Source organism: Stenotrophomonas sp. MYb57 (assembly GCF_002966815.1).
In the GTDB taxonomy this organism is placed as follows: Bacteria; Pseudomonadota; Gammaproteobacteria; order Xanthomonadales; family Xanthomonadaceae; genus Stenotrophomonas; species Stenotrophomonas indicatrix.
Genome location: NZ_CP023271.1, coordinates 4,109,682 through 4,123,346 on the forward strand (window position 1 = coordinate 4,109,682; position 13,665 = coordinate 4,123,346).

The following is a 13,665-nucleotide window of genomic DNA, read 5'->3' on the forward strand; positions in this document are numbered from 1 at the left end:
AAGTCCAGAAAACTTGATCAGAAATCCCAGAACACCGGCACCCAGCGGAACGCCTCGCCCTCGCGGGACACCCGGCCCACCGACGGGAACGGCAGGTGCGTGGCCACCAGCATCTCGCCGGTGCCGGCCAGCGCGTTGAGCAGTTCAATGCGCACCCGCGCCGCTTCCTCCGGGTCGTGCTCGAAGCCGTTATGCCAGTTCGGTTGATCGAAACCGACGGCGAACACGGCATCGCCAGCAAACGTCAGCGCCTGGCCCCCCGAGGCAACGCGCACCACGCAGTGGCCCGGCGTGTGGCCGCCGGTGCGGCGCGCGACTACGCCCGGTGCGATCTCATGCTCATCCTCGAAGGTGTGCACGAAACTGCCGTACTCGGCCCAAAAATGCGTGGCCGTTGCGCGAAGCGCGTCCGGGAACCCCTGTGGCATGTTGGTGCGGGTGAAGTCGGGCGACTTCCAGAACGCCACTTCCGACGCCGCGACATGGATCTTCAGATCCGGCCGCAGCTGTGCTTTCACTCCGTCCACCAGCAGGCCACCGATGTGGTCCATGTGCATGTGGGTGATCACCACATCGGTGATCTCGCGCAGGTCGATACCGGCAGCGCCGAGGCGACGGATCAGCTGCCCGGCGCGCGGCAGCTGCAGGTCCGGGTCCATGCCCAGGCCGGCGTCGATCAGGATGGTGCGCTCACCGCTGTGCACCACCATCACGTTCAACGCCCAGTCGAACGCATCCTGTGGCAGGTACATCTCGTCGAACCATTCGGCGCGCTCGGACGCCTGCACGTTGTGGCCGAGCATCTGCGTCGGCAGCGGCAGCACGCCGTCGCTGACCACCAGCACATCGATATCACCGACTTTCAGGGCGTAACGCGAGGGAACAAGCTCGTCGAGCGCGGGCGCGGCAGGGGCAATGGTGTTTTCCAGGCTGAACATGGGGCGATCTCCACGAAGGTTGGCTGGCAGGCGGTGAAGCAGGGCCGGCGGACAGTTCCGGGGTACGCCTTCGCACGGCGCAGGGCATGGCGTTGCCGGGCAGCAATGCCCTGCAGCACAGCGCCGCTGGTTCGATTGAAGACGGGATCCACGAGCTGTCGTGGCCCCGGAGCACGGCAAGGGCCGTGTGGGATCAGCGTAGGCAACGCAGGCGGTGCGCAGTAGACCCGCAGGCGGGCTCGCGGCGTTGCCTTTTGGGAAGCAGTGGGCGACGTGGTTCCCGCCCTCCGCCTGCCCCCCGGTGGGCTGCGCTCAGCCGCCCTTGCCCATCATCCAGCGGATGGCCTGTGGGAACGAGGTCTTCCAGTCGTCCGGATAGAAATGGCCACCCTCATGGGTACGCGACCGGAGCTCGTTGCCATCGCTGAAAAGGGCGCGGAAATCCGCGCTCATCTTCTGGTTCGCCGGCCCTTCCTGCTCGCCGTTGATGACGAACACCCGCTTGCCGTGCGCGCTGCTCTGCGTGGGCACCGGCTGGCGCCAGCCACCCGGCGACACCAGCAATGCGCCGGCATAGTCATCCGGATGCTGCGCCAGCAGCGCGCCGGCATGCTGCGAGCCCTGCGAGAAACCCATCAGGTACACCTGCTTGCGGTCGATGCACTGGCGCGCGGCCAGTTGCTCCAGCCCCGCCTGCACCACCTTGTGCGTGCCCTCGTACGGGCCGGTCCAGCTGAAGCTGTCGAACGACTCGCGCATCTCCGTACCGTTGATGCCCAGCAACACCACACCAGCATCGGCCAGCGGCTGCTCGCTGCTGTCCAGGTGGCCATTGATGCCGTAGCCGTGCAGCCACACCAGCACCGGCGCACAGGCCGGCATCGCAACCCCCTTCAAGGGGGCCAGCACCGAGATGGCGCCCACCTTGCCGACCGATACCTTCGCGTAGCGTGCCTGCGTGTTGGCCAGCACCTGCTTGAAGAACGGCGTTCCGCGCAGGTGCTCGAAGTCATCGTTGTCGGCCAGCGCGGGCGCGAACCACATGCCACGCTCATCGGCTTGGCGCAGATAGCGCTCGGCCAGCGCATCGTCACCGCGGCGTGCGAACAATGCCGCTGCGTGGTACGGCGCCTGCGCCAACGTGGGGTCTTCGCGGGTTGCGGCCAGATAGAGCGCCAGCGACTGCAGCAGCGTGGCGTCGTCTTCCTCGGCCCGCTCCATCAGGTCCTGCGCATCGTCGGCATTGATCAGGGCATTCAGCACCGGGCTGATCGACTTGAACGCGATGGTCGAGGCGCTGTCCTGTTCCTCGGCGTGTGCGGTTGGCGCGCAGACAGCGAGCGCCAGGAAAACAGCAAGAGCAGACAGCTTCGGCATGGGGAATCTTCCGTGATTGCGGCAACGCGCGGGGCGCGCAGTCTAGCAACCTCCGGGCCGATCAGATCACCCTGCGCTCAACCGTAGGCAGGATGGCTGCCGGTAAGCACGCCCATCGAAAACGCGTAGCCCGCTTCTTCCAGCAACAGCCGCATGCGCAGTTCCGCGCGCCGCGGAACGCACAACCCGCTCGGTGCGTACAGCGCATAGACGAAGCCGGCGCCTTCCACGTGCTCGCGGCGCACCGAACAGTTGTTGGTTTCTGCGGCATCGGACCACACGGCCCGCAGCTTCTCCGGTCCGATGGATTGACCGTTGCGCAGGCGGAACGTCAGCCAGCGCACGCCCAGCGGCGGATGGTAGGTCAGGTTAGCCATTGCGCACCTTCAATACGGCGGCGGAGATGGTTCAGGACGTCCGGTTGCAGATCAGGATGCTCGTTGCGCGCGGACGCCGGCAGATCGATGCGGACAGCGCCGTTGACCAGCGCGGGGGGATCGGTGTGCAGGTCGATCCACCATCCATCGGGAAGGCGAAGCCCGCGTCCGTCCCTGTCATAGAGGTTGATCTGAAAAGACATGACGCTCGCTCCCATTGGAGTTCGAGCATACGCCTGCGCAATGTCACTCCAGACTGCGACCCGCCGACGCGATTTCCTCGACCCGCTTGGCACACACGAAAACGAACGCCTCGTCCTGCTGCACCTTCAGGAACGAATCCAGCCAGCGTGCCGCAGCACCGCGGTTGCCGATCACGCCCCCGAGTTCTTCGGTAAGGCAACGCGCGCACTCCATGCCACCCGGACTGGGGGCCTGGCAGGCGCGGCAGCGCGCCATCGTCGTCGTTCTTGCCGGACGGCACTGGTACATGATCTTCGTCATCAGGCTTACCGCACGGGCATGGGATGGCATCAGCGCTCTTCCCGAAACTTGGACAGAGGAAAGCCGCGCAACGCGCGGCCTCTTCTTCGCTTACTGCTCAGCGACGGGTGTCACGGCCCGGCTCGCTCTTCTGTTCCTGCCCGGACTTCTGCGGGCCGACCGGCTTTGCATCCTGCTGGACCTGCTGCTCCTGCTGGCGCTGCTTGCCGTCCTGCTTCCGGTCGCCGCCCATTGCGTTGCCATCAGCCTGGCCGTGCTGGGCGGCCTGCTTGATTCCGGTCGGTGCGTTGGTGCGGTCGGTCTGGCCTTGCGGCGTATTGTTGTTCATGTCTTGCTCCACCGCAGCGATCTGCTGCAGCGCCACTGTGGGCGCGGGCCGGTTACGCAGCTGCATGAAAGCCGGAGATTAATGAACGGGCACCATGAACAGCGCTGCGCGCACACAGGCTCCTGACATGCACAGGGGTACGTTGGCGTTCCAACAGGAGAAGTCTCATGGAACGCATCACCAACAAGGACTTCGTTGACGTCGAGCGCGAGCTGCAGCATTGGCAGGCCGCGTTCCAGACGGGCGATCTGCCCGCCATCAACTTCCGCCACGAGGTCGCACCGGTCATCCGCCTGGCGTGCGACATCTATGTCCGCAACCCACATGGCACGCGCACGGCGTGGCTCACCGATCTGCAATCACGGCTTGCGCTGCGCACCAGCCTGCGTGGCCACCCGGGGTCGGCGGAAATGGCGATGGGCTGCTGGGCGCGCCTGTCCGGACCGGCATTGGCCCCGCAGGCGGGCTGACACCGGCTGCGCGCAGATCACTCCTCGCCGGCGAGCTGGTTGCCTTCCTGCATCAGCTGATCATTCAACCGGTTCACCAGCGCGATGACCGCATCGGCCAAGGCACGCGCATCGGCGATCGAACCGTGGAAGGCAATGCGGGTGCCCTCCACCCTCACTTCCGCCAATGACAACTGCGACGCCAACGTCGCGCAGTGCTGCAGGAAGCGGCCGGTCCACTGTTCATCGGGTGCCTGATCGAGCAGCGCGGTGATGGCTTCATCGGCAGTCGCATCGACCTGCTGGTGAAGCCGTGGCACGTCGAACCCAACGATGCGCGGCAGTCTGGACGTGCTCACGTACTTCCCCAAGGGTGTGCAGGTCGGCAGTATCGCTGCACCGACCCTCCCGGGCGAATCGTCCGACGTGAACCGTTCATCCGGGCCGGCGACGCCGGGCCCTCGGTCAGCGGAGGCGTGTCGATTCCCGAGCCGTCCGTGCGTCGAGAGAAGAAAGGCCGGCCAACGTGGCAGCCAACGCCGATGGACATCCCGATGACGCCGATCCTGACCGCATTCAAGCATTCCCCGGACCGTGGCCAAGGACTGGCCCGCGACATGCGCGTGCGCTGGGCGCTGGAAGAGCTGGGAGTGGCCTACGACGTCCATCTGCTCTCCTTCGAGGAGATGAAGCAACCCGCACACCTGGAGCGGCATCCGTTCGGTCAGATTCCCACCTATGAGGATGGCAACGTAGTGCTGTTTGAATCAGGCGCGATCCTGCTGCACCTGGCCGAACAGCACCCCGGGTTGCTGCCCGCCGACGCGGGTGCGCGCATGCGTGCGATCACCTGGATGTTCGCCGCGCTGAATACCGTGGAGCCGCCGATCGTCGAACGCTCCATGGCGTGGGTGCTGGAACGCGAACAGCCCTGGTACGCGCAACGGCTGGTGATGCTGGACGAGCGCGTGCGCAGGCGGCTGAGCCAGCTGTCCGCCCGGCTGGGCGATGCACCATGGCTGGACGGAGACTTCAGCGCCGGCGATCTGCTGATGGTGTCGGTGCTGCTGCGGCTGCAGAGCAGCGGCATCGTCGGCGAGTATCCAGACCTTGCTGCCTACGTTGACCGCGCGACCGCGCGGCCGGCCTACCAGCGCGCCTTCGCCGCGCAGCTGGCGGTGTTCCAGAACCTGTAGCTCCACGCCGCTCCCAGTAGCTCCACGCCATGCGTGGAGATCGCCATCCATTGGTATTGCTACGCGTCAATCGGCAGCCATCCGCGTGCCACCCGATCTCCGGAAGCAACAGCCACTGGATCAGTGGATGTCCAGCGCGACGATGCCATCCCCTTGCAGGGTGAACGCGTGTGTCAGCACCACCGGGCTGCCCGGAAACGTGCCACTGACCTCTGCAGCCACGATGTGGCGACCGTCCTGCACATGCAGCTGCAGGGGCACCACGTGATGCTGGTAGGCCGCACGCGTCTGCGCCATCCAGGCGGCAATCGCCGTGTGTCCCTGGTGCTGCTGGCGCTCATCGCGCACCGTCGCGTCTGCGGCAAAGCACTGCTCCACGTGCGTTCCGGGCTCGCCATTGGCCAGCAGGAAATAGCGGGACAACGGCGCGGGAAGATCAATCGACATCGCAGGCACTCCAGGCGGGACTGGCGCTATTCTCGAACCGCACCCTGGCCGCCACAAGAACGCACCTGAAGGTAAGTGATCCACCCCATGAGAAAGGCCTATACCCCTGAGACCGCCGCCGCGGACGTGGCCAGTGCACTCGCACTGCTGGAAGGCCGCTGGAAGCTGTTGATCCTTTTCCAACTGTTCGACGGCAAGGTGCAGCGCTATTCCGACCTGGAGCGGCTCATCCCCGGCATCTCGCAGAAGATGCTGGCGCAGCAGCTGCGTGCACTGGAAGCCGACGGCATCGTGCTGCGCACGGTGTATCCGCAGGTGCCACCGAAAGTGGAGTATCGACTCAGTGCGTGGGGACAGGCACTGTGCCCGGCACTGGACGCGCTGCTGCTGTGGCAGGAGCATAAACCAGCGGCAGGCGAGCCATCGGCATGACCATTTTCCGCGCAGCCACCATGCTGCTGCGAATGGTGAACACCCCGTAAAACGGCCATCGCGTGTGCCGCCACGCGCACTGCACCATCACCTACGCTCAGGTTCCGCCCCCCGCCCGGAACCGGATCATGCCCTTGATTGCCATCGCGCTTGCCTCAGCACTGTCCGCCCTGCCCGACATCGGCTGGGAGCGCGAGCGGGCCGAAGATGCCCACCAGCTCATGCTGTGCCAGATCCACCGCGACCAGTTGGCCGATCGTGGGGAGAAGTCACAGACCTACCAGCAGGCCAAGGCCGTCTGTGATCTGCTCGCCCGCGAGTACAAGCAGAACTGGGATTTCGACGCCCACGATGCGCTGGCGGCGGAGGCAGTGGATTTCTTTGACCTCCTGCAGCGCGGTGAGGCCACGGCAGTGCCACCGCGCAAGTCCGATCACGCTCTGGAGTGATCGCCGCCCTGTTGAAGATCAGAGGATGACGGCAGCAAACAGGCCGACAACCGCGATCGTCGTCAGCAGGAACGAGACCACTACCGAGCCGAGTGCACGCAGCGCTGATCCTCCATTCAAGGCCACGAAGGCCCGCATGCGGGCCCACAGGTACCACGCCACCGCCAGCGCGCCGATGGCTGGCGCGGTGAACGGGCCGGCCTGCGACGGGGAAGCAGCTGCCGCCTGCGCCAGCGCGAGTGCCACCACGAAGGGGCATGCGATGAACGCCTGGATGGAGAAGGGCCCGCGCAGCGTCTCGCGGTTTACGGGCAGCCGCTGGCGCCGAAGCGTGCCCAGTGCCGCGCCGAGCGCGTACACGCAGAACACCGCAGAGCGGGTGAGCAGCAGCCCCTGCTCGCTGCTGAAAAGCAGCTGCCCCACCGGTGTACTGAGCCGGGGCGAGGACATGCGCAGCGCCATCTCCAGCGCATGGGCGATGGCCACCGACAGGATCAGCATCAGCACCGGGCTGATCGCATCGGAAAACCGCTGGTCCGAATCCTTGCCGAGCTCGCGGCGGGTGTAGAGGGCGACCTCGCCGGGGTGAATCAGTACCCGCCAGAACATCCGCGGATAGAACACCAGCCAGCCGACCAGCTCGTAGAGGAATTCTTCCAGCGATCGCAGCAGTCGTATGAGGTCCATGACCGCCGTGGATAGCGTGCGGGGCGTGAAGCCGGGATCACGGGCGGGGGGAGGAGTGGCCGCGCTCTGGTCAAAGCCGATGCCGGCAGGTCCCATCTGCAGGTCCAATCCTGGACAACGTCACTCGCCGCGGTGCTCCATGTCTGTCCTGGCTCGGATGTTCTTCGCCAGCGAGTCGCAGAATGCGGCAATCGCTCGAGCTCATTCGCAGACGGAAGCCGCTGCCTCCAGCAACGGCCCCACGGCAAGTGCTGGCGCCGGGCGCTCGGCCGGGAATGCAGTCGCGATTGCCTTGGCTGCGCGGTCAGCGTGCGGCTGGGCATACCATGACGAATCGCTGGACAGTGCTTTCCCACGCACGTCCCGTTCGAACCGGTACTGGCCCCAGTAGATGGCCAACGGTTCTTCCAGTGCGTTCAGCGGATTGGGCAGGGCCAGCGCACTGGGGCACAGCTGCGCGAACGCCGCCGCCATCGCCTCCCGGTTGGCAGCAGGCTGCCCCGCCGACAGGAAGTGCGCGTACTCGTGCAGCACGATCGGCGCCCAGTCATCCTGCACGTGCTGCTCGGAGAACAGCACAATGGAGCCACCGCGCAGCTTGGCCTGGGTGCGGTTTGAATACGGCCACCACACGAATCGCACCTGGAAGATGGGTGCGGCCTCCGCGCCGTAGAAGGTGCGCAGGCGCGCGGCAAATGCGACGGCCTCCGGCGCCGCCAGTTCCCGGGTCAACGTCTCCTGCTGCTGGCTGAAGCGCGCCGTCCCGGTCAGCAGCGCGCGTGCACGGGGCGCAAAGCGTGCATAGAAACGCCTCAACAATTGCCGGTCGCCAGCCGCCTGTGCGGCGATGGCTGCCTCGGTAGCGGCAGAGAATGATGCCGCGTTCTGGAAGTAGCCCGTGTATGTGTCGCCAATGCGTGTATCGCTGCCGGCAAACAGGCTGTCTGCCAGAGGCCGCTTCCCCTCGTCATTGCGGGCCATCGGGGAAGTGCGTTGACGAAACCGTGCATAAGCCTCGAGCGCAGCACGATCCTTAGCATCCAACCCGAACCTGCGCTCCCAGTCCTGCTGGTAGATCGCGTTGGTATAGCCAGGCAGCCAATCGGGCAGGTTGTCCAGCAGATTGAACAGATCAAAAGCTTCGTCGTAGCCCACCGTAACCAACGGAGGCGCCTGCAGTGTCGAGCTTCCCGACCCGGCACGGGCCCACTGGGGCGCCAGCAGAAGAACGGCGACGCACACGAAATGCAATGCCTGGGATCTGAATGACATCCGACATGCTCCTGGACGACCGGGTGGCCCGATTCGAGCATGCCGCCGAAGGTTCCACAACGTGACCATCGGCAGGGGCTGGGAGGCCCCTCCCCTCTTAACAACCTCGGGCAGATTGCCGACGCGTATTCCATTGAATGAAGCGTGCGAACCGAAGGAGATCCAACTCTTCCATCTCGGCGAGCCCGGGCTCCGACGACACGAGCATCCAAGCAGGAGACGTGCTGATCGAACTGCGCAGTACGAATCAGGATTACGGGTTTCCAAGATGAAGATCCATCGGAAGAAGGCTGCGCTCCCTCAGCTCCGACGTGCAGCAGGGCCACGCGACGAATGGCAGCTCCCGACAGCGGCATGGGCACTGCCGCGAATGCAGGCACCAAGTAGGCACTAAACGAAAAAGGCACCGCAGAGCAGTGCCCTTTTGATGGCCTAAGCCATTGAATGCAATGGTGGCCCACCAGGATTCGAACCTGGAACCAAGGGATTATGAGTCCTCTACAGGGCTTCCACGCGCTTCCATAGGCGTCCCGACTGTAAGCTAAGTCGTTGATTTTCTCAGGCTGTGCGTCCACCTGCGCCCATCATCGTCCACCTCTTTCCACGGACAAACGGTCACCGAGCGGTCACCAATGGGCGCAATGAAAGGAATGCTTACAGCGAAGGGACTTGCCGCATTGCCGGTAGGCGAATGGGCCTCAGATCCGGCCCCGCGCGGCGCGGGCTGCCTGGACGTGCGCAAGCTGGCCGGCGGGCAGCTGCGGTACTACTACAGGTACACCAAGGCCAACGGCCAACGCGATCGACTGCTGATCGGCACGGGCCTGGCTCTGTCTGCGGCGCGCGAGGCTGCGGCGGCGTTGTCCCGCCGATACCAGGCCGGCGACCGGGATCTGCAAGATGCGATAGCAGCCGAGGCAGCTGCAGCGGAAAGCGCGAAGGCCGACGCTCTGGCCGAATCGACGCGCCGATCAGGTGCAACTCTGGGCGCGCTGATGACGGCCTATGCCCAGAGCCTGGAGGATGCTGGCAAAGTGTCTGCTGCGGCCACCCGTGCGTCCATCAAACGCCACATCGAAGAACCGTGGCCTGCCCTGTGGGCCCGCCCCGCATCCGAGCTCGAACTGGACGACCTGCTCCCGATCCTGTCGCGCATGGTTCGCGCCAAGAAACTGCGTGAGGGCGGGAATATCCGGTCGTACTTGCGTGCGGCCTACGCGGCGGCGATCGCGGCGAAGCAGGACGCTGCCGCTCCCGATGCGCTGCGCGCACTCAACGTGTCCAGGAACCCGGCGCGCGACCTGGCTACGCTCGACAGCGGTCAGCCACGCGACCGCGTGCTCTCGGTGTCCGAGCTGCGTGCCTACTGGCGTAGGATCGAGGCCATGCCTGGGCGGCACGGGGCGCTTCTGCGCTTCCACCTGCTGACAGGCGGCCAACGCATTGCGCAGCTGATGCGGCTGAAGTGGTCAGATCACGATCACGATGCGGACACAGGTACCGGGTCCGTCCGTTTGCTCGACATCAAGGGCCGCCGGCGCTTGCCCCGCGTGCACCTAGTACCACTGCTCCCCCGGATGGCTGCGGATCTCGCCACCTTGCGCGGCGATAACGATGACGATGACGATGACGATGGCGACAGCGCCAGGCCGCACCTGTTCTCGCTTACAGCCGGGAAGGCACCGGCCACCTATGACGAGTTCCGGGGGATCATGGATCCGGTGGTGGCCAACATGGTGGCCGCCGGCGAGCTGACATCACCGTTCACGCCGGGCGACCTACGACGCACGGTGGAGACTCGGCTCGCTGCGCTGGGCCTGTCGGAAGAAGTCCGTGGCCACCTGCAATCCCACGGCCTGAGTGGCGTCCAGAAGCGGCACTACAACTTTTTCGAATACGACGCGGAGAAACGTGCCGCGATCTCCACTCTGTATGATCTTCTGACCACGGCACCAGGCACCGTATCTTTTATCGGCCGTCGAGCTGTCGGCTGAGACTCATACAGACGTTGCCTCTATCGAACGATGCGTAGTTGTGGCCGGGCGCGTTCCTGACCAACATCTGCGTAAAGCTCTTCTAGACGCTCCGGCAGATACATGAGAGCAGCGCCCAGCTCCTCAGCGGTGAAACCAAGCTCTTCTCGAAAGTGCTTGATCAGCGATGGAAACAAAGAAGGTTGCTCACGCGCAATGGGCAGTGGCTCAACCTTGCGGATCCCTAGCTTGTTCATCTGGATAATCAGCCACTTCCTCTGATTCTCATCAATCTTCCCGAGCGTTAGGCTCTTCCGCACCAGCATTGCAATGGATACCTGCCAGTACTCTTTCAGAGGCATGTAAGTTGCCAATTTGGAAGCGGATTGGCGAGAGAGATTTGGTGATATTTCGTCACTCGGCACGAGAAATTCTGACGCAAAGTCATCAGCTTCGTCTTCCATCGATGGATGCGGAAGGTCATGCATGACGAGGTGGGCCAGTTCGTGAGCCAGCGTGAAGCGCCAGCGATCTCCTGGCACAGATTTGTCGATGAAAACGATGGGTGGCAAATCGGCAAATTGAATGCATGTAGCGTCCATCGGCACCCCACCGAAGTCGCACTCGATAACCATTACACCGGCTCCCTCGAGCAGCCTCGTCAGGTTTCGAACAGGACCGTTAGGCAAATTCCACGCCACGCGTAGCGCCCTAGCGCACGCGCAAGCGGACCCATAGTCATCGATGCTTAACCTTGGCAAAGGCCGAACCTGCTGCACATCTACGTGATCAAGCATCCGCTTGACATGTATGCGCAAGACGTTAACCAGACCTGAGATCTTTCGACGCTCTCCTGCCTTCAACTGGCGAGTGCGCGTGAACACCGAACTGCTACCGTAAGAAAAGCGTTGTTCTGCCAGGCCGAAGAAGCCCACAGGAAAACCAAGTGCCCCCGCAACGGCTTGCATCTCAGCTTCAGTCAAATCTGCGCCTGTCCCTGCTTCAATTCGCGCGACGCGCGGCTGAGTGATACCTGCCGCGCTGGCGAGATCTGACTGAGTCAGCTCTCTAAATTCACGCGCCAGTATCACCATTTCCGGATTGGGCTTCATTGGACTTGTCCTGCTTTGCCTTCGTCGCGATGACCGCGCCGGCGGGCTCTTCATTAGAGGTGTTGCTGGCCCCGAACAGGCTCACAACCGTAGTTGTAGCGGGAGCCTCGTCATTGAGTTCGGAGACCCACATGTTGGAACGTGGTCCGGAAGGACAGATCAAAAACACGCTCTGCAGGTTGCCGAGCACGTCTTCCTCGTATCCCAAGTCCAGATGAACCGCTTGGGGCAGCCCGTCCAAGGCTTGGTGGGTGCGGAACTTTACGACCTGCTGTGTCAGATGACCAGAGGGCAGGAGATCGCGGTCGACCTTTTTGAACCGGATGATGAAACCCTCTGAGAACTGCAGCATGCAGAGCTTCTTCAACTGCTCAAATCGAACCCCAGGTGTCCGATCAGCGTATGCCCTGGCGTGATGGAAGAAGTGATCGTGGATCAGCGAAGCCTTACTGCGACCCGTGTGCACATTTCTGAGGAACGGGCTGTACATCTCCCTGTAGTCCGCTACAGCTCGACCAACCATCTCCCGCAAGGAAGGTAGATAGCTCTCCAGAACGAGATGAACTCGAGACTGATCGATTTCCATGCCAGGTCCGCCGCTGAGGTTGGACGTAGTAGACACCGAAGAACTACTTTGATCAAGCATTTTATGCAGATCCAATTCACTCAGATAATATTGCTATAAGATTCAATAACTTAAACATACAATCCCGGCTTCAGGGCGATGCATCTGGATGATCAAGCGCGGTTGATCCAATAATGGTTGAGCAACATCCGTCCGACGGGCTTGAGCAACTGACGCTAGAACGGCAGGTCCTCGCCCAGATCCAGGCCTACAAGTCGGCTTGCGGCGCGCTGATGACTGCTGGCCGTGGCACGCAGCCGTTGCGCGCTCTGCCGGCGGCGCGCGCGGCTACGCCAAGTCCCCGAGGTATCTCGTTCAAGGTCTGATGCCTGCTGCAGCTTGGCCGCAGCCTTGGCCTCCAGTGAGGCCGGATCCTTTTGCCAGTTCGCCATCGCTGCAGCATGCCGGCGGAGCGTCGCGGAGACCGCGACTGCCGCGGCGCCAGAGACTCCATGCGAAACGCGTTCAGCAAACGGACTGGGCCATGCGCCGGCCATCCATTAGTAATTGCACTAAGATGCGGGCCGTCTCGACCATTGAGACACGCCGCTCCCAGAGTACGCCCATGCAGTCCCTACCCTTCCCCCATAGCCTGGCGCAGCCCATCGGGCCCGCGCTAATCGACGGCCCCGCGCAGTTCGTGCCTCTGGCGGCAGCGCGCGCCCGACTTGGCTTTCCGTCGCCGGCCGACGACTTCATGGATGAGGCCATCGACCTGCACCGGCTGCTGGTCCGCAACCCGGCCGCCACCTTTCTCTACCGTGCCGATGGCTGGTCCATGAGTGGCGCCGGCGTCAGCGACGGCGACATTCTGGTGGTGGATCGGTCCGTCACGCCGCAGGGCGGCGACCTGGTCATTGCCATCTGGGATGGGAATCAGCCCACGTGCAAGGTGCTGCAGCTGTTCGAAAGCCACATGGAGCTGCACTCGGCCAACCCCGACTTCCCGCCCATCGTGCTCGAGCAGGCCACCGAGGTGGAAGTGTTCGCCGTCGTGGGGGTTGTCCGCCAGATCAAGCGCCGAGGCGGCCATGTTCGGGCTCGTTGACGGCAACAACTTCTACGCCAGCTGCGAGCGCGTGTTCCAGCCAGCCCTGCGCGGCGTTCCGCTGGTGGTGCTGAGCAACAACGATGGCTGCGCCATCGCGCGCTCGGCCGAGGCCAAGGCCCTAGGAATCAAGATGGGCCAGCCTGCCCACGAACTGAAGCACTTGGTGCGGCGGCACGGTCTGCAGATGCGCTCTGCCAACTTCGGGCTCTACGGAGATATGAGCGCTCGCGTTGTGACGATCTTGCGGGAGGCCGCGCCACGGGTGGAGGTTTACAGCATCGATGAGAGCTTCATAGATCTGGACGGCGTACGGGACCGCGAACGATTTGCGCGGGACCTCCGGCAGCGCGTGCACCGGTGGACCGGCATTCCCAACTGCATCGGCATAGGGCCGACAAAGACGCTGGCCAAGCTGGCCAACAAGCTGCAACAAGCTGGCTAAGAGCGC

Annotated in this window: 19 protein-coding genes; 7 read left to right on the top strand and 12 right to left on the bottom strand. The window is 63.8% G+C overall.

Annotated elements, in window-relative coordinates; all coding sequences use genetic code 11:
• Window positions 1-17 precede the first annotated feature (17 nt).
• The 6 genes from CLM74_RS18745 to CLM74_RS18770 form a co-directional block, all read right to left on the bottom strand.
• A complete protein-coding gene (locus tag CLM74_RS18745) occupies window positions 18-938 on the bottom strand; it encodes an MBL fold metallo-hydrolase (RefSeq protein WP_105164699.1) in 921 nt (306 codons plus the stop codon).
• A 312-nt stretch (window positions 939-1,250) separates the two neighbouring features.
• A complete protein-coding gene (locus tag CLM74_RS18750; protein ID WP_105164700.1) occupies window positions 1,251-2,315 on the bottom strand; it encodes a prolyl oligopeptidase family serine peptidase in 1,065 nt (354 codons plus the stop codon).
• A gap of 77 nt (window positions 2,316-2,392) precedes the next feature.
• Window positions 2,393-2,692: a hypothetical protein gene (locus CLM74_RS18755; protein ID WP_025879032.1), complete on the bottom strand. Its 300-nt coding sequence runs from the start codon at window positions 2,690-2,692 to the stop codon at window positions 2,393-2,395.
• On the bottom strand, window positions 2,680-2,895 hold the full coding sequence (locus tag CLM74_RS18760) for a hypothetical protein (RefSeq protein ID WP_025879033.1): 216 nt from the start codon (window positions 2,893-2,895) through the stop codon (window positions 2,680-2,682). Before CLM74_RS18760 ends, CLM74_RS18755 begins: the two co-directional genes overlap by 13 nt.
• 43 nt (window positions 2,896-2,938) lie before the next feature.
• The gene (locus CLM74_RS18765) at window positions 2,939-3,196 is read right to left on the bottom strand and encodes a hypothetical protein (RefSeq protein WP_223483464.1); all 258 of its coding nucleotides are present in this window, start codon (window positions 3,194-3,196) and stop codon (window positions 2,939-2,941) included.
• Between the two features lie 97 nt (window positions 3,197-3,293).
• A complete protein-coding gene (locus CLM74_RS18770) occupies window positions 3,294-3,524 on the bottom strand; it encodes a hypothetical protein (protein WP_133119357.1) in 231 nt (76 codons plus the stop codon).
• Window positions 3,525-3,691: 167 nt separating this feature from the next.
• Here CLM74_RS18770 and CLM74_RS18775 point away from each other — a divergent pair, with 167 nt between their 5' ends.
• Window positions 3,692-3,994: a hypothetical protein gene (locus CLM74_RS18775; RefSeq protein WP_025879036.1), complete on the top strand. Its 303-nt coding sequence runs from the start codon at window positions 3,692-3,694 to the stop codon at window positions 3,992-3,994.
• Window positions 3,995-4,011: 17 nt separating this feature from the next.
• Here CLM74_RS18775 and CLM74_RS18780 read toward each other — a convergent pair whose 3' ends face one another.
• Window positions 4,012-4,332 carry a hypothetical protein gene (locus CLM74_RS18780; protein ID WP_080149919.1) on the bottom strand — a complete coding sequence of 107 codons (321 nt, stop codon included), beginning with the start codon at window positions 4,330-4,332 and terminating at the stop codon, window positions 4,012-4,014.
• 195 nt (window positions 4,333-4,527) lie between these two features.
• Between CLM74_RS18780 and CLM74_RS18785 the strand changes: the two genes are divergently transcribed.
• The gene (locus CLM74_RS18785) at window positions 4,528-5,169 is read left to right on the top strand and encodes a glutathione S-transferase family protein (RefSeq protein ID WP_105164702.1); all 642 of its coding nucleotides are present in this window, start codon (window positions 4,528-4,530) and stop codon (window positions 5,167-5,169) included.
• 120 nt (window positions 5,170-5,289) lie between these two features.
• Here CLM74_RS18785 and CLM74_RS18790 read toward each other — a convergent pair whose 3' ends face one another.
• A complete protein-coding gene (locus CLM74_RS18790; RefSeq protein WP_105164703.1) occupies window positions 5,290-5,616 on the bottom strand; it encodes a nuclear transport factor 2 family protein in 327 nt (108 codons plus the stop codon).
• 87 nt (window positions 5,617-5,703) lie between these two features.
• On the opposite strand from CLM74_RS18790, the gene CLM74_RS18795 reads away from it, so the two are divergent.
• The gene (locus CLM74_RS18795; RefSeq protein WP_105164704.1) at window positions 5,704-6,048 is read left to right on the top strand and encodes a winged helix-turn-helix transcriptional regulator; all 345 of its coding nucleotides are present in this window, start codon (window positions 5,704-5,706) and stop codon (window positions 6,046-6,048) included.
• 128 nt (window positions 6,049-6,176) lie between these two features.
• Complete coding sequence (locus CLM74_RS18800; RefSeq protein ID WP_025879041.1) at window positions 6,177-6,497, top strand: hypothetical protein; 321 nt, start codon at window positions 6,177-6,179, stop codon at window positions 6,495-6,497.
• A gap of 18 nt (window positions 6,498-6,515) precedes the next feature.
• Here CLM74_RS18800 and CLM74_RS18805 read toward each other — a convergent pair whose 3' ends face one another.
• Together CLM74_RS18805 and CLM74_RS18810 are read right to left on the bottom strand one after the other, a co-directional pair.
• Window positions 6,516-7,292 carry a hypothetical protein gene (locus CLM74_RS18805; RefSeq protein WP_158684163.1) on the bottom strand — a complete coding sequence of 259 codons (777 nt, stop codon included), beginning with the start codon at window positions 7,290-7,292 and terminating at the stop codon, window positions 6,516-6,518.
• A 93-nt stretch (window positions 7,293-7,385) separates the two neighbouring features.
• A complete protein-coding gene (locus CLM74_RS18810) occupies window positions 7,386-8,525 on the bottom strand; it encodes a hypothetical protein (protein WP_134833135.1) in 1,140 nt (379 codons plus the stop codon).
• 572 nt (window positions 8,526-9,097) lie between these two features.
• Here CLM74_RS18810 and CLM74_RS18815 point away from each other — a divergent pair.
• Window positions 9,098-10,450 (top strand): hypothetical protein, encoded by a 1,353-nt coding sequence (locus tag CLM74_RS18815; RefSeq protein ID WP_158684164.1) that lies wholly within the window; start codon window positions 9,098-9,100, stop codon window positions 10,448-10,450.
• 20 nt (window positions 10,451-10,470) lie between these two features.
• Here CLM74_RS18815 and CLM74_RS18820 read toward each other — a convergent pair whose 3' ends face one another.
• Both CLM74_RS18820 and CLM74_RS21565 read right to left on the bottom strand, forming a co-directional pair.
• Window positions 10,471-11,541, bottom strand: a complete 1,071-nt coding sequence (locus CLM74_RS18820; RefSeq protein ID WP_158684165.1) for an XRE family transcriptional regulator — start codon at window positions 11,539-11,541, stop codon at window positions 10,471-10,473.
• Window positions 11,504-12,127, bottom strand: a complete 624-nt coding sequence (locus CLM74_RS21565; protein WP_134833137.1) for a hypothetical protein — start codon at window positions 12,125-12,127, stop codon at window positions 11,504-11,506. Before CLM74_RS21565 ends, CLM74_RS18820 begins: the two co-directional genes overlap by 38 nt.
• Before the next feature lie 604 nt (window positions 12,128-12,731).
• Here CLM74_RS21565 and umuD point away from each other — a divergent pair.
• Window positions 12,732-13,214 carry a translesion error-prone DNA polymerase V autoproteolytic subunit gene (gene umuD, locus CLM74_RS18830; RefSeq protein WP_105165049.1) on the top strand — a complete coding sequence of 161 codons (483 nt, stop codon included), beginning with the start codon at window positions 12,732-12,734 and terminating at the stop codon, window positions 13,212-13,214.
• Complete coding sequence (locus tag CLM74_RS21780; protein WP_234003388.1) at window positions 13,198-13,659, top strand: hypothetical protein; 462 nt, start codon at window positions 13,198-13,200, stop codon at window positions 13,657-13,659. The genes umuD and CLM74_RS21780 overlap by 17 nt, the downstream gene beginning before the upstream one ends.
• Window positions 13,660-13,665 lie beyond the last annotated feature (6 nt).

Excerpts from the sequence above, each read along its gene's own strand:
- CLM74_RS18785 (WP_105164702.1), top strand. The coding sequence starts at position 4,528 with ATGACGCCGATCCTGACCGCATTCAAGCATTCCCCGGACCGTGGCCAA.
- CLM74_RS18800 (WP_025879041.1), top strand. The coding sequence starts at position 6,177 with ATGCCCTTGATTGCCATCGCGCTTGCCTCAGCACTGTCCGCCCTGCCC.
- CLM74_RS18755 (WP_025879032.1), bottom strand. The coding sequence starts at position 2,692 with ATGGCTAACCTGACCTACCATCCGCCGCTGGGCGTGCGCTGGCTGACG.
- CLM74_RS21780 (WP_234003388.1), top strand. The coding sequence starts at position 13,198 with ATGTTCGGGCTCGTTGACGGCAACAACTTCTACGCCAGCTGCGAGCGC.
- CLM74_RS18795 (WP_105164704.1), top strand. The coding sequence starts at position 5,704 with ATGAGAAAGGCCTATACCCCTGAGACCGCCGCCGCGGACGTGGCCAGT.
- CLM74_RS18770 (WP_133119357.1), bottom strand. The coding sequence starts at position 3,524 with ATGAACAACAATACGCCGCAAGGCCAGACCGACCGCACCAACGCACCG.
- CLM74_RS18815 (WP_158684164.1), top strand. The coding sequence starts at position 9,098 with ATGAAAGGAATGCTTACAGCGAAGGGACTTGCCGCATTGCCGGTAGGC.
- CLM74_RS18790 (WP_105164703.1), bottom strand. The coding sequence starts at position 5,616 with ATGTCGATTGATCTTCCCGCGCCGTTGTCCCGCTATTTCCTGCTGGCC.
- CLM74_RS18810 (WP_134833135.1), bottom strand. The coding sequence starts at position 8,525 with ATGGTCACGTTGTGGAACCTTCGGCGGCATGCTCGAATCGGGCCACCC.
- CLM74_RS18745 (WP_105164699.1), bottom strand. The coding sequence starts at position 938 with ATGTTCAGCCTGGAAAACACCATTGCCCCTGCCGCGCCCGCGCTCGAC.
- CLM74_RS18820 (WP_158684165.1), bottom strand. The coding sequence starts at position 11,541 with ATGAAGCCCAATCCGGAAATGGTGATACTGGCGCGTGAATTTAGAGAG.
- CLM74_RS21565 (WP_134833137.1), bottom strand. The coding sequence starts at position 12,127 with ATGGAAATCGATCAGTCTCGAGTTCATCTCGTTCTGGAGAGCTATCTA.
- umuD (WP_105165049.1), top strand. The coding sequence starts at position 12,732 with ATGCAGTCCCTACCCTTCCCCCATAGCCTGGCGCAGCCCATCGGGCCC.
- CLM74_RS18760 (WP_025879033.1), bottom strand. The coding sequence starts at position 2,895 with ATGTCTTTTCAGATCAACCTCTATGACAGGGACGGACGCGGGCTTCGC.
- CLM74_RS18765 (WP_223483464.1), bottom strand. The coding sequence starts at position 3,196 with ATGACGAAGATCATGTACCAGTGCCGTCCGGCAAGAACGACGACGATG.
- CLM74_RS18775 (WP_025879036.1), top strand. The coding sequence starts at position 3,692 with ATGGAACGCATCACCAACAAGGACTTCGTTGACGTCGAGCGCGAGCTG.
- CLM74_RS18750 (WP_105164700.1), bottom strand. The coding sequence starts at position 2,315 with ATGCCGAAGCTGTCTGCTCTTGCTGTTTTCCTGGCGCTCGCTGTCTGC.